At 59.6% G+C, this 13,913-nt stretch carries 10 protein-coding genes and 1 tRNA gene; 1 reads left to right on the plus strand and 10 read right to left on the minus strand.

Annotated features, from left to right (window positions below):
• Window positions 1-19: 19 nt before the first annotated feature.
• Window positions 20-526, minus strand: coding sequence for an arsinothricin resistance N-acetyltransferase ArsN1 family B (locus QWL29_RS04860; protein WP_305821758.1), 507 nt, complete (start codon window positions 524-526; stop codon window positions 20-22).
• 329 nt (window positions 527-855) lie between these two features.
• Between QWL29_RS04860 and QWL29_RS04865 the strand changes: the two genes are divergently transcribed.
• Window positions 856-1,215, plus strand: a complete 360-nt coding sequence (locus tag QWL29_RS04865) for a hypothetical protein (protein ID WP_305821759.1) — start codon at window positions 856-858, stop codon at window positions 1,213-1,215.
• 78 nt (window positions 1,216-1,293) lie between these two features.
• Here QWL29_RS04865 and rpoC read toward each other — a convergent pair whose 3' ends face one another.
• From rpoC to QWL29_RS04910, 9 genes are all read right to left on the minus strand, one after another.
• Window positions 1,294-5,541 (minus strand): DNA-directed RNA polymerase subunit beta', encoded by a 4,248-nt coding sequence (gene rpoC, locus QWL29_RS04870; protein ID WP_305821760.1) that lies wholly within the window; start codon window positions 5,539-5,541, stop codon window positions 1,294-1,296.
• 146 nt (window positions 5,542-5,687) lie between these two features.
• The gene (gene rpoB / locus QWL29_RS04875; protein ID WP_305821761.1) at window positions 5,688-9,797 is read right to left on the minus strand and encodes a DNA-directed RNA polymerase subunit beta; all 4,110 of its coding nucleotides are present in this window, start codon (window positions 9,795-9,797) and stop codon (window positions 5,688-5,690) included.
• Between the two features lie 289 nt (window positions 9,798-10,086).
• The gene (rplL, locus tag QWL29_RS04880; protein WP_159628088.1) at window positions 10,087-10,461 is read right to left on the minus strand and encodes a 50S ribosomal protein L7/L12; all 375 of its coding nucleotides are present in this window, start codon (window positions 10,459-10,461) and stop codon (window positions 10,087-10,089) included.
• Window positions 10,462-10,524: 63 nt separating this feature from the next.
• Complete coding sequence (rplJ, locus tag QWL29_RS04885; protein ID WP_136222033.1) at window positions 10,525-11,055, minus strand: 50S ribosomal protein L10; 531 nt, start codon at window positions 11,053-11,055, stop codon at window positions 10,525-10,527.
• Between the two features lie 273 nt (window positions 11,056-11,328).
• The gene (gene rplA, locus QWL29_RS04890) at window positions 11,329-12,027 is read right to left on the minus strand and encodes a 50S ribosomal protein L1 (protein WP_305821762.1); all 699 of its coding nucleotides are present in this window, start codon (window positions 12,025-12,027) and stop codon (window positions 11,329-11,331) included.
• A complete protein-coding gene (gene rplK, locus QWL29_RS04895) occupies window positions 12,027-12,458 on the minus strand; it encodes a 50S ribosomal protein L11 (RefSeq protein WP_020653552.1) in 432 nt (143 codons plus the stop codon). The genes rplA and rplK overlap by 1 nt, the downstream gene beginning before the upstream one ends.
• A gap of 111 nt (window positions 12,459-12,569) precedes the next feature.
• Complete coding sequence (gene nusG / locus QWL29_RS04900) at window positions 12,570-13,223, minus strand: transcription termination/antitermination protein NusG (RefSeq protein ID WP_305821763.1); 654 nt, start codon at window positions 13,221-13,223, stop codon at window positions 12,570-12,572.
• Window positions 13,223-13,612: a preprotein translocase subunit SecE gene (gene secE, locus QWL29_RS04905; RefSeq protein WP_305821764.1), complete on the minus strand. Its 390-nt coding sequence runs from the start codon at window positions 13,610-13,612 to the stop codon at window positions 13,223-13,225. The genes nusG and secE overlap by 1 nt, the downstream gene beginning before the upstream one ends.
• A gap of 36 nt (window positions 13,613-13,648) precedes the next feature.
• Window positions 13,649-13,724, minus strand: a tRNA-Trp gene (locus tag QWL29_RS04910).
• Window positions 13,725-13,913 lie beyond the last annotated feature (189 nt).

A 13,913-nucleotide genomic window follows, 5' to 3' on the forward strand; every position in this document is an offset into this window, starting at 1 on the left:
GATGCGGGCTCTATTCATGTCATCGATTCAGTTTCAGCTGCCAGTAAGCGACATCGATCCAGCGTCCGAACTTCAGGCCGACTTCGCTGAAATGCGCCACCTTTTGAAAGCCCAGCCGCTCATGCAGGCGCACGCTCGCTTCGTTCGGTTGGGCGATTCCGCCAATGACCAGGTGCAGGCCGCGCTCGCGCAGCGCCGCCAGTAGCGCCTCGTACAGCAAGCGGCCCGCACCCTGCCCGGCGCTTTCCGGCGCCATGTAGATCGAGCTTTCGACCGAATACCGGTAGGCCGCACGGACCCGCCATTTCGTTGCGTAGGCATAGCCGAGCAGCGTTTCGCCTTCAAGCATGACCAGCCAGGGCAGATCGGCGTCCGCAACCGCCGCGATGCGTTGCGCCATCTCGGCTTCGGTCACAGGCGCTTCCTCGAAGCTGATGATGGTAGTGGCGACGTAATGGTTGTAGATGGCGCAGATCGCGCCGGCATCGGCGGCGCGTGCGGGGCGAATGATGCGTGGAGGTGTCATGGGCGAGGACCGGTCGGATGTACACTCGGCAATTATGCATGCTTTGGCCTCCTCCCTCCGAATAGGGTTGTGACATGCAGGAGACGACCTCCTGCAATTGCTTGCGCTTCGCCAAATCACGAATAGAGCGTGACCGAGAGAATCACTATTTGTGCATATCTCGGAGGGAGCAATGACCATGGCAATCGGCGCTATCTTTCGGTCTTATCCATCGGTCAGATCGATTCTGTTCAATGATGCCGGAATATCTGACGTGAAGCCTTGGAAGGCCACGACGACCACTTCTACGTCAGCATAACGGCCGCGACAAAATAAGCATCCGTCTATTCATGGAATACGCGAGCGCCGTCATACTTTCTACGGCCAGTGCGCAACACAAGGCTGTCTACCCGGCACCCGCGAAGCCGCTTACTGCTGAGTACACGATCTATTCTGGAAGTCTCGGTGATGAGCAGGCGCCAACCAAGAACGACCGCAAACTTGCTGTCGAGATAACGGGCAAAGCGGCGAAAGAGATTTTCGATTCGCTTTATCCGGATGTGCAGGGAGTAAGTTGCAGCGACGAGAAGGGAGAACAACTGCGTAGGAAAGGACGGATTTGGTGCGCATATTCGCCGAGTGGCGGATACAGGTTTTTCTTGGGTTTCAACCTTAGAACAGGGGAAAGCATTTCCGGCGGAAGCTGTTGATCCTTAATCTTTCTCCGCAAAAAAACGGCACCCCTCGGGGTGCCGTTTTCGCTAGCGCTTACGCAGTAATCGATCCGATTACTCCGCGTCGCCGTGATGCTCCGTGGTCTGCGCCTGCGCCTGATCTTCCATCGCCTGCAGCTCAGCAGCCATATTGGCCTTCTCCTGCTGCAGCAGCGCCTGACGCTCTTCCGCTTCCCACACTTCCTTCTCTTTGCGGGCGCGGTGGAATGCCAAGCCCGTACCGCCTGGAATCAGGCGGCCGACGATGACGTTCTCTTTCAGGCCACGCAGGCCGTCGCGCTTGCCCATGATCGCCGCTTCGGTCAGCACGCGGGTGGTTTCCTGGAACGATGCGGCCGAGATGAACGAATCGGTCGACAGCGATGCCTTGGTAATACCCAGCAGCACGTTTTCGTAGGTCGCTTGCAGTTTGCCTGCGGCTTCCATGCGATCGTTTTCTTCCAGCAGCTCCGAACGCTCGACCTGCTCGCCGACGATGTAGTCGGTGTCGCCGGCTTCGACGATCGCCACACGGCGCAGCATCTGACGAACAATCACTTCGATGTGCTTGTCGTTGATCTTCACGCCCTGCAGACGGTAGACGTCCTGCACTTCGTCGACGATGTAGCGGGCCAGTGCTTCGATACCCAGCAGGCGCAGGATGTCTTGCGGATCGGCCGGGCCGTCCACGATCATCTCGCCCTTGTTCACCACCTGGCCGTCGTGCACCAGCACTTGCTTGTCCTTGGTAATCAGGAACTCGTGCTTGTTGCCGTCCATGTCCGTGATTTCCAGACGCTGCTTACCTTTGGTTTCCTTACCGAAGGCAACCGTACCGGTGACTTCCGCCAGCATGCCCGCGTCTTTCGGCGAACGTGCTTCGAACAGTTCGGCAACGCGCGGCAGACCACCGGTAATGTCGCGGGTCTTCTGCGATTCAGTCGGGATACGTGCCAGCACTTCACCCACCGACACGGTCTGGCCGTCCTTGACCATGATCAGCGCGCCGATCTGGAAGCCGATTGCCACGGCGTGTTCGGTGCCGGCGATCTTGACTTCCTGGTTCTCGTCGTTCAGCAGTTTCACTTGCGGACGCAGCACCTTGCCGGCCGAGCCGCGGCGTTTCGGATCGATCGCGACCAGGGTCGACAGACCGGTCACATCGTCGACCTGGCGAGCAACGGTGACGCCCTCTTCCACGTTCTCGAAGCGGATCGTGCCGCCGTATTCGGTAATGATCGGACGGGTCAGCGGATCCCAGGTTGCCAGGGCGATACCAGCTTTCACCACCATGCCATCCTTGACGATCAGGGTCGCACCGTACGGCACCTTGTGGCGCTCGCGCTCGCGGCCGTGGTCGTCCGTGATCAGGACTTCGCCCGAACGCGAGATGACGATTTGCGCGCCCTTGCCGTTGGTCACGTAACGCATGGTCGCCGTAAAGCGGACCGTACCGTTCGACTTGGCTTCGACCGACGATGCCACTGCTGCACGCGATGCCGCACCACCGATGTGGAAGGTACGCATGGTCAGCTGGGTACCCGGCTCACCGATCGACTGTGCTGCCACGACGCCGACTGCTTCGCCACTGTTGACCATCGAGCCGCGGCCCAGGTCGCGGCCATAGCACTTGGCGCACAGGCCGTAGCGCGTGTCGCAGTTCAGCGGCGTACGCACCTTGACTTCGTCGATGCCCAGACGCTCGATCTCTTCGACCATGTCTTCGTCCAGCAGCGTGCCGGCGTCGTACACGGTTTCCTGGGTTTCAGGATTGACGACAGCGGTGCCCGTCACGCGGCCAAGGATACGGTCGCGCAGCGGTTCGATGACTTCACCACCTTCGACCATCGCCTTCATGTGCGTACCGTTGCTGGTGCCGCAATCGTCCTCGATCACCACCAGATCCTGGGTCACGTCGACCAGGCGGCGGGTCAGGTAACCCGAGTTTGCCGTTTTCAGTGCCGTATCCGCCAGACCTTTACGAGCGCCGTGGGTCGAGATGAAGTACTGCAACACGTTCAGGCCTTCGCGGAAGTTCGCGGTAATCGGCGTTTCGATAATCGAACCGTCCGGTTTCGCCATCAGGCCACGCATACCCGCCAGCTGGCGAATCTGGGCTGCCGAACCACGGGCGCCCGAGTCGGCCATCATGTAAATCGCGTTGAACGATTCCTGGGTGCCTTCGGTGCCGTCGCGCTTGATGACCGGCTCGACTTTCAGCTGGTCCATCATCGCCTTGCCGACTTCATCCGAGGTCTTGCCCCAGATGTCGACGACCTTGTTGTAACGCTCGCCGGCCGTGACCAGACCCGAGCTGTACTGCTGCTCGATCTGCTTCACTTCCGCTTCGGCGGTGGCGATCATGCCCTTCTTGACGTCCGGGATCATCATGTCGTCGACCGCGATCGAGATACCTGCGCGGGTTGCCAGACGGAAGCCCGACTGCATCAGCTTGTCGGCGAAGACGACGGTGGCACGCAGGCCGCACTTGCGGAACGACGTGTTGATCAGCTTCGAGATTTCCTTCTTCTTCAGGGCGCGGTTCAGCACGCTGAACGGCAGGCCCTTCGGCAGGATTTCCGACAGGATGGCGCGGCCGACGGTCGTTTCGTAACGGGTGACCGTACGCTCGAACTCATCGGTGCCGCCAACGCGTGGGTACTCGACGATACGCACGGTGATGCGGGTCGCCAGTTCGACTTCCTTGTTGTCGTACGCGCGGATGACTTCCGACACGTCCGGGAACATCATGCCTTCGCCCTTGGCGTTGATCGCCTCGCGCGACGCGTAGTACAGACCCAGCACGATATCCTGGGACGGCACGATCGACGGTTCGCCGTTCGATGGGAACAGGATGTTGTTCGACGCCAGCATCAGCGTACGCGCTTCCATCTGTGCTTCGATCGACAGCGGGACGTGGACTGCCATCTGGTCACCGTCGAAGTCGGCGTTGAACGCCGCGCAGACGAGTGGGTGCAGCTGGATGGCCTTGCCTTCGATCAGGACCGGCTCGAACGCCTGGATACCGAGACGGTGCAGGGTTGGTGCACGGTTCAGCATGACCGGGTGTTCTTTGATGACATCTTCGAGGATGTCCCAGACCACCGGTTCCTGGATCTCGACCAGTTTCTTCGCCGCCTTGATGGTCGTTGCCAGACCCATCAGTTCGAGCTTGTTGAAGATGAATGGCTTGAACAGTTCCAGGGCCATCAGCTTCGGCAGGCCGCACTGGTGCAGTTTCAGCTGTGGACCCACCACGATGACCGAACGGCCCGAGTAGTCGACGCGCTTGCCCAGCAAGTTCTGACGGAAACGGCCGCCCTTGCCCTTGATCATTTCAGCCAGCGACTTCAGCGGACGCTTGTTGGCGCCAGTCATCGCTTTGCCGCGACGGCCGTTGTCCAGCAGCGAATCGACCGCTTCCTGCAGCATGCGCTTTTCGTTACGCGTAATGATTTCCGGCGCGCGCAGTTCCATCAGGCGCTTCAGGCGGTTATTACGGTTGATGACGCGGCGATACAGGTCGTTCAGGTCGGAGGTCGCGAAACGGCCACCGTCCAGCGGGACGAGCGGACGCAGCTCCGGCGGCAGGACCGGGAGCACTTCCATGATCATCCAGTCAGGCTTGATGCCCGAACGCTGGAACGCCTCGAGCACTTTCAGGCGCTTGGCGTATTTCTTGATCTTGGCTTCGGATTTCGATTCCTTCAGTTCCACGCGCAGGGCTTCGGCATCGCGGTGGATGTCGATCGAGCGCAGCAGTTCACGGATACCTTCGGCGCCCATGTAGGCGGTGAAGTCGTCGCCGTACTCTTCGTACTTGGCGGCGTAATCGTCTTCCGACATGATCTGGCACTTCTTCAGCGGGGTCATGCCAGGATCGGTGACCACATATGCTTCGAAGTACAGCACGCGTTCGATATCGCGCAGGGTCATGTCCAGGACCATGCCCAGGCGCGACGGCAGCGATTTCAGGAACCAGATGTGCGCGGTTGGCGACGCCAGTTCGATGTGGCCCATGCGCTCGCGGCGCACCTTGGCCAGGGTCACTTCAACGCCGCACTTTTCGCAGATGACACCGCGGTGCTTCAGGCGCTTGTACTTGCCGCACAGGCATTCGTAATCCTTGATCGGGCCAAAGATCTTGGCGCAGAACAGGCCGTCACGCTCAGGCTTGAAGGTACGGTAGTTGATGGTCTCGGGCTTCTTGACTTCACCGAACGACCACGAACGAATTTTTTCGGGCGACGCCAGGCCAATCTTGATGGCGTCGAAGCTTTCATTTTGCTGTACTTGCTTGAATAGATCGAGCAGTGCTTTCATGTATCACTCCAGAGGTGACTAAATTTCAATGCGAAACGCGCTGACTACAGCGCGTCTCAAACCAAGCGGCATTTTGAAAGGGGAACGGGAGTAATTGGGGACTCCCGCTCGTAAAGCAAGCCTTACTTTTCCCTTCGGTCTGCTTCTTAGTTACGCTCGAGGTCGATATCGATACCCAGCGAGCGGATTTCCTTGACCAGCACGTTGAACGATTCAGGCATGCCAGCGTCGATCACGTGGTCGCCTTTGACCAGGTTTTCGTACACTTTGGTACGGCCATTCACGTCATCCGACTTCACAGTCAGCATTTCCTGCAGCACGTACGACGCGCCGTAGGCTTCCAGTGCCCACACCTCCATCTCACCGAAGCGCTGGCCACCGAACTGGGCTTTACCGCCCAGCGGCTGCTGCGTCACCAGCGAGTACGGACCGGTCGAACGGGCGTGCATCTTGTCGTCGACCAGGTGGTGCAGCTTCAGCATGTGCATGAAGCCAACGGTGACCTTGCGCTCGAACGCTTCGCCGGTGCGGCCGTCGTACATCGTGACCTGGTTCTTCGACGGCGTCATGCCCAGGTGGGCAGCGATGTCGTCCGGGAACGCCAGGTCCAGCATGCGGCGGATGTCTTCCTCGTGCGCACCGTCGAACACCGGGGTCGCGAACGGCACGCCGTTCTTGAGGTTGAACGCCAGGCTCAGGATTTCTTCATCGCTGAAGCTGTCCAGGTCTTCCTTGCGGCCGGTTTCGTTGTAGATCTTGGCCAGGAAGACACGCAGGTCCTGTGCCTTCGCTTGCGCTGCCAGCATTTCGCCGATGCGCCAGCCCAGGCCCTTGGCCGCCCAACCGAGGTGGGTTTCCAGGATCTGGCCGACGTTCATACGCGACGGAACGCCCAGCGGGTTCAGCACGACGTCTGCCGGACGGCCATCGGCCATGAACGGCATGTCTTCGACCGGCACGATACGCGAGACCACACCCTTGTTACCGTGGCGGCCCGCCATCTTGTCGCCCGACTGCAGGCGGCGCTTGACGGCCAGATAGACCTTGACCATCTTTTGCACGCCTGGCTGCAGCTCGTCGCCTTGCGTCAGCTTCTTGCGCTTTTCTTCGAAGGCCAGGTCGTACTGGTGGCGCTTCTCGTTGATCGATTCCTTGATCGCTTCCAGGGCGTTCGCCGATTCGTCGTCCGCCGGGCGGATGTCGAACCAGTGGAACTTGTCCAGGTCGGCCAGGTATTCGGACGTGATGACCGCGCCCTTCGCCAGCTTCTTCGGACCGCCGTTGACGACTTTACCAACCAGCATACGCTCCAGACGCTGGAAGGCGTCGCCCTCCACGATACGCATCTGGTCGTTCAGGTCCAGGCGGAAACGCTTCAGCTCGTCGTCGATGATCTGCTGGGCGCGCTTGTCGCGCTGGATGCCTTCGCGGGTGAAGACCTGGACGTCGATCACGGTGCCGACCATGCCCGAAGGCACGCGCAGCGAGGTGTCTTTCACGTCGGACGCTTTTTCGCCGAAGATCGCGCGCAGCAGCTTTTCTTCCGGGGTCAGCTGGGTCTCGCCTTTCGGGGTGACCTTACCGACCAGCACGTCGCCGGCGGTGACTTCCGCGCCGATGTAGACGATGCCGGATTCATCCAGGCGAGCCAGCTGGTTTTCAGCCAGGTTCGAGATGTCGCGGGTGATTTCTTCCGCGCCCAGCTTGGTGTCACGGGCAACCACCGACAGCTCTTCGATGTGGATCGAGGTATAGCGGTCGTCCTTGACGACGTTTTCCGAGATCAGGATCGAATCTTCGAAGTTCAGGCCGTTCCACGGCATGAACGCGACCAGCATGTTCTGGCCCAGTGCCAGCTCGCCCAGGTCGGTCGATGCGCCGTCGGCAATCACGTCGCCACGGGCAACGCGGTCGCCAACCTGCACGATCGGACGCTGGTTGATGTTGGTGTTCTGGTTCGAACGGGTGTACTTGATCAGGTTGTAGATGTCGACACCGACTTCGCCGGCTTGCGCCTCGTCGTCGTTGACGCGAATCACCACACGGCCTGCATCGATGTAGTCCACCACGCCGCCGCGGACGGCTTGCACGGTGGTGCCCGAGTCGACCGCCACGGTGCGTTCGATACCGGTACCGACGACGGCCTTTTCAGGACGCAGGCAAGGAACCGCCTGGCGCTGCATGTTGGCGCCCATCAGTGCACGGTTCGCATCATCGTGCTCGAGGAACGGAATCAGCGAGGCTGCAACCGACACGATCTGGCCCGGGGCAACGTCCATGTACTGGATGCGCTCTGGCGAGACCAGGATGGTTTCGCCGGCTTCGCGAGCGGAGACCAGTTCGTCGATCAGCTGGCCTTCTTCGTTGATCATCGCGTTGGCCTGGGCGATGATGTAGCGGCCTTCTTCGATCGCCGACAGGTAGTCGATCTTGTCGGTGACCTTCGAACCTTCGACCTTGCGGTACGGGGTTTCCAGGAAGCCGTATTCGTTCAGGCGGGCGTACAGGGCCAGCGAGTTGATCAGGCCGATGTTCGGGCCTTCAGGCGTTTCGATCGGGCAGACGCGGCCGTAGTGGGTCGGGTGCACGTCGCGCACCTCGAAGCCGGCGCGTTCGCGGGTCAGGCCGCCAGGGCCGAGGGCGGAAACACGGCGCTTGTGCGTGATTTCCGACAGCGGGTTGGTCTGGTCCATGAACTGCGACAGCTGCGACGAACCGAAGAACTCGCGGATCGCGGCCGAGATCGGCTTGCTGTTGATCAGATCGTGCGGCATCAGGTTGTCCGCTTCGGCCTGGCCGAGGCGTTCCTTGACGGCGCGTTCCACGCGGACCAGGCCGGCGCGGAACTGGTTTTCGGCCAGTTCGCCGACGCAACGTACGCGACGGTTACCCAGGTGATCGATATCGTCGACTTCGCCGCGGCCATTGCGCAGCTCGACCAGGATCTTGATCACGGACAGGATGTCTTCGTTCGACAGGGTCATGTCGCCGGTCAGTTCATCGCGGCCGATGCGGCGGTTGAACTTCATGCGGCCGACAGCCGACAGGTCGTAGCGTTCCGGGCTGTAGAACAGGCCGTTGAACAGGGCTTCGACCGATTCTTCGGTTGGCGGTTCGCCAGGACGCATCATGCGGTAGATCGCCACGCGCGCGGCCATCTGGTCGGCGGTGTCGTCGGTGCGCAGGGTGGTCGAGATGTAGGCGCCCTGGTCCAGGTCGTTCGTGTACAGGGTCTGCACCGATTCGATGCTGGCGTCGCGCAGCTTGCCCAGCAGTTCGTCGGTCAGCTCGTCGTTGGCGCTGGCGATGACTTCGCCGGTGTCGCCGTCGACGACGTTGGTCGCCAGCACGCGGCCGACCAGGTAGTCTTCAGGCACCGAGATCGACTTGATGCCGGCCGCTTCGATGTCGCGCACATGCTTGGCATTGATGCGCTTGTCCTTGGTGACGATGGTCTTGCCGGTCTTCGGATCGACGATGTCGAAGCGCGCGACTTCGCCGCGCAGGCGTTCGGACACGAACTCCAGCTCGCCGCCTTCGGAGCGGAGATTGAAATTGTCGAAGACGAAGAAGTTCGCCAGGATCTGTTCCGGCGTCATGCCAATGGCTTTGAGCAGGATCGTTACCGGCATCTTGCGGCGGCGGTCGACGCGGAAGAACAGGATGTCTTTCGGGTCGAACTCGAAGTCCAGCCACGAGCCGCGGTATGGAATGATGCGGGCCGAGAACAGCAGCTTGCCCGACGAGTGCGTCTTGCCGCGGTCGTGTTCGAAGAACACGCCCGGCGAACGGTGCAGCTGCGAAACGATGACGCGCTCGGTGCCGTTGATGACGAAGGAACCGTTGGCGGTCATGAGCGGCAGTTCGCCCATGTACACTTCCTGCTCTTTCATTTCCTTGACGACCGGCTTGGTCGGCGATTCCTTGTCCAGGATCACCAGGCGCACCTTGGCGCGCAGTGGCGAGGCGAAGGTCAGGCCACGTTGCTGGCATTCCTTGACGTCGAACGCAGGGTCGCCCAGCACGTAGGACAGGAATTCGAGACGGGCGAAGCCGTTGTGCGACACGATCGGGAAGATCGAGCTGAAAGCCGATTGCAGGCCTTCGTTCTTGCGTGCCGACGGCACACCGTCTGCTTGCAGGAAGTTCTCGTAGGATTCGAGCTGGGTAGCCAGAAGATATGGAACGTTGTGAACGTTGGCGCGCTTCGCGAACGACTTGCGAATGCGTTTCTTCTCAGTAAATGAGTAGTGCATGGACACTCCGTGAGTGACAGAAAGGATGAGAATTCAGAGATTGCCAGTGGCAACGTGCCACATACAAGGCCTCAAGTCTCTTCGTGTTCCGCCAGATGAAAAGGACAGGCTACTGCTGTGTTACGATTTATTCTGTATTGCTTGCCGCGGGTAAGCGGCGGGTGCTGCAGGTAACGCGTTTGCCGCAGGGACGACAAAAGAGCCAAAGCCGCAACCCCACCTTCCGGCGGGGTTTGCAAGCTTTGACTCCGGCTCGGGGCGCCGAGTGGACGCCCTCTGCTTTTTTGTATTACTTCAGCTCGGCCTTGGCGCCTGCATCTTCCAGCTTTTTCTTGGCTGCTTCTGCGTCTGCTTTTGGCAGGGCTTCCTTGACGGTCTTCGGTGCGCCATCGACCACGTCTTTGGCTTCTTTCAGGCCCAGACCGGTGATTTCGCGGACGGCTTTGATGACGCCGACTTTGTTCGCGCCGACTTCGGTCAGGACGACGTTGAATTCGGTCTGCTCTTCAACTGCTGCACCAGCGGCTGCGCCACCGGCTGCAGGAGCTGCCATTGCAGCGGCCGACACGCCGAACTTCTCTTCGAATGCCTTGACCAGTTCGTTCAGGTCCATGACGGACATTTCGCTGACTGCGTTCAGGATATCGTCTTTGCTAATTGCCATTTGAAACTCCAGATGTTTAGTGTTTGTAGTACAAAGTTAGTGCTTGAGAAAAAAAACGTGCGCTTACGCTGCAGCGGTTTCTTCGGCTGCAGGAGCAGCTTCCGAACCTTCGCCTTTTTTCGCTGCCAGTGCAGCCAGACCACGTGCGAAGCCCGACACCGGAGCCAGCATGACGCCCAACAGCTGCGAAATGAGGACTTCACGGGAAGGAATGCTTGCCAACGCGGTAACGCCAGCTACGTCGAGCTGCTTACCTGCGTAGTTACCGGCTTTCACGACCAGCTTGTCGTTGGTTTTGGCGAAGTCGTTGATGACTTTCGCTGCTGCAACGGCGTCGTCCGAGATCGAGTAGATCAGCGGACCGGTCATGGCGTCAGCCAGAGGGGCAAACTGCGTGCCTTCGACAGAGCGGCGTGCCAGCGTGTTCTTCAGAACACGCAGGTACACACCCTGCGAACGCGCGGCTGCACGGAGTTTCGTCAAGTGACTAACCTGGATGCCACGGTACTCGGCCACGACGATCGTTTGCGCGGTTGCTACTTTCGCGCTCACTTCTTCGACGACGGCCTTTTTGTCATTCAGATTAAGACCCACGGTCAATCTCCTTAAATGATGCAAACACCACGTTTGCATCGGTTCGAACACACGGCGTCCGAAGTTAAGAAGTCAAACCAGCGTGGATGTTTTCACGCAGCATGAACTACAAAACTTGTTCGGGTACACCATCTGCGTTGGGTGGCGGTTTAACCTCCGGCTCAACCTCTGCCTTCGGCCCAACGGTCTTTGATTGCCTGCCGGAGCGGTGTTCAGCCCCGACAGCCCAAAGATGCGCCTCGCTGGTGTTTTGCGAGGACTTGATTCTGATACTTAGGCTGCGGCGACCGAAACGTGGTCGACGCGCACGCCGGCGCCCATGGTCGACGAGATCGCGACCTTGCGCAGGTACACGCCCTTCGACGTGGCCGGCTTGGCCTTGTTCAGCGCGTCGAGCAGTGCAGCCAGGTTGGCTTGCAGGTCGGCGTCGGCGAACGATTTGCGGCCGATGGTCGCGTGGATGATGCCTGCCTTGTCGGTACGGTACTGGACCTGGCCGGCTTTGGCGTTCTTGACGGCTTCAGCGACGTTCGGGGTCACGGTGCCGACTTTCGGGTTAGGCATCAGGCCGCGTGGGCCCAGGATCTGGCCCAGGGTACCGACGATACGCATGGTGTCAGGCGAAGCGATGACGATATCGAAAGGCATGTTGCCGGCTTTGACCATCTCAGCCAGGTCTTCCATACCGACGATGTCGGCGCCGGCTGCCTTGGCAGCTTCGGCCTTGTCGCCCGAAGCGAAGACAGCGACGCGCACGGTCTTGCCGGTGCCTGCTGGCAGGACGACCGAACCACGAACGACCTGGTCCGACTTCTTCGGATCCACGCCCAGCTGGATCGACACGTCGATCGACTCGTTGAACTTGGCGGTTGCGAATTCCTTGACGATCGATACTGCGTTGTCGAAGGCGTAGACCTTGTTACGGTCGACTTTCGCTTTCATTTCTTTGACGCGCTTGGACATCTTAGCCATTACACACCCTCCACCGTGATGCCCATCGAACGTGCCGAACCGGCGATGATACGCACTGCGGCGTCCATGTCGGCTGCGGTCAGGTCCGGCTGCTTGGTTTTTGCGATTTCTTCAGCCTGGGCACGGGTCAGCGTACCGACTTTGTCGGTATGTGGCTTCGGCGAACCCTTGGTGATGCCAGCGGCTTTCTTGATCAGGTAGGTTGCCGGTGGGGTCTTCATCACGAAGGTGAAGGACTTGTCGGCGAACGCGGTGATCACGACAGGAATCGGCATGCCCGGCTCGAAACCCTGGGTCTGGGCGTTGAACGCCTTGCAGAATTCCATGATGTTCAGGCCGCGCTGACCCAGTGCTGGGCCGATCGGTGGGGATGGGTTTGCTTTACCAGCTGCTACTTGCAGCTTGATAAAACCAATAATCTTCTTGGCCATGGAGTGCTCCTAAATTGGCTTTGAGTAGTAGCGCCCCACCGCGACTATTCGCTCGGCGGGGCTCCTCTTACCGGATTCCGCCTGCCTGCTGCGACGCTCCGATTAAAGCGTTTAAACCTTTTCTACCTGCCCGAACTCCAGTTCCACCGGAGTTGCGCGGCCGAAGATGGTGACAGTCACACGCACCTTCGATTTTTCGTAGTTCACTTCCTCGACGTTGCCGTTGAAGTCGGTGAACGGGCCTTCCTTGATGCGGACTTGCTCGCCCACTTCGTACAGCACTTTCGGCCTTGGCTTCTCGACGCCTTCCTGGACCTGCTGCATGATCTTGTCGATCTCGCGCGTCGGAATCGGGGTTGGCTTGTTCGACTTGCCGCCGATGAAACCGGTGACCTTGCTGGTGTTCTTCACCAGGTGCCAGGTTTCGTCGGTCATTTCCATCTCGACCAGCACGTAGCCAGGGAAGAAGCGGCGCTCGGTGACCGATTTGCTGCCGTTCTTGACTTCCACGACTTCTTCGGTCGGGACCAGGATCTGGCCGAACTGCTCTTGCATGCCGGCGCGCTCGACGCGCTCGGTGAGGGCGCGCATGACGCTCTTTTCCATGCCGGAGTACACATGCACGACATACCAGCGTTTGTTGCTGACCGGAACACTCACGGGAGCTGCTTCTGGCGCTGCTGCGGGCGTCGTACCGGCATCGGCTTCCGATGCGCCGATCGCCGGAATCTCTTCCGGCTGATTGTCTTGTACGTTATCGCTCATTATTGTTTCCATCCCAGGACCAGGTCGTACAGCAGGAATTCCAGCAACTTATCCGTGCCCCAGAGGAAGATCGCCATCACGACGACAAAGGCAAACACGATCATGGTGATGGTGCGTGCTTCCTTGCCGGTAGGCCAGACAACCTTTTTGGTTTCGCGTACGGACTCTTTGGCGAAGTTCAGGAAATCACGGCCGGTAGTGGAGGTCCACAAAAGCAGGACGGCAAAAACTAAACCAGCCACGAGGGCGCCGGCGGCGACCAAGGCTGGTTTGTTCTGGCCTTTCAGGTAAAAGAACCCGACTACGCCTGCAATCGCGGCAACCACCGCCAGGGCCACCTTAAACTTGTCATTCGAGGTGCTAACGGTTTGCACGGATTGATTAGACATTCTTCTTTACTTTCGGTGCTGCGCACCAGAATTCGGTGGCAGGGGCGGAGGGAATCGAACCCGCGACCTTCGGTTTTGGAGACCGACGCTCTGCCAATTGAGCTACACCCCTACGAAGACTTCAGCTGAATCGCGCATTCTACAGCATGTGCGCACATGCTGGGAATGTTTTTTCTGAGGAAGGGAATCAATTCCTTCCTCAGAAGGTCTTACTACTACTTACTACAAACTGCTTACTGCTTAGGCAATGATTTTTGCAACCACGCCGGCGCCGACGGTACGGCCGCCTTCGCGGATTGCG

This window comes from Massilia brevitalea (assembly GCF_030711405.1).
Lineage (GTDB): Bacteria > Pseudomonadota > Gammaproteobacteria > Burkholderiales > Burkholderiaceae_D > Telluria > Telluria brevitalea.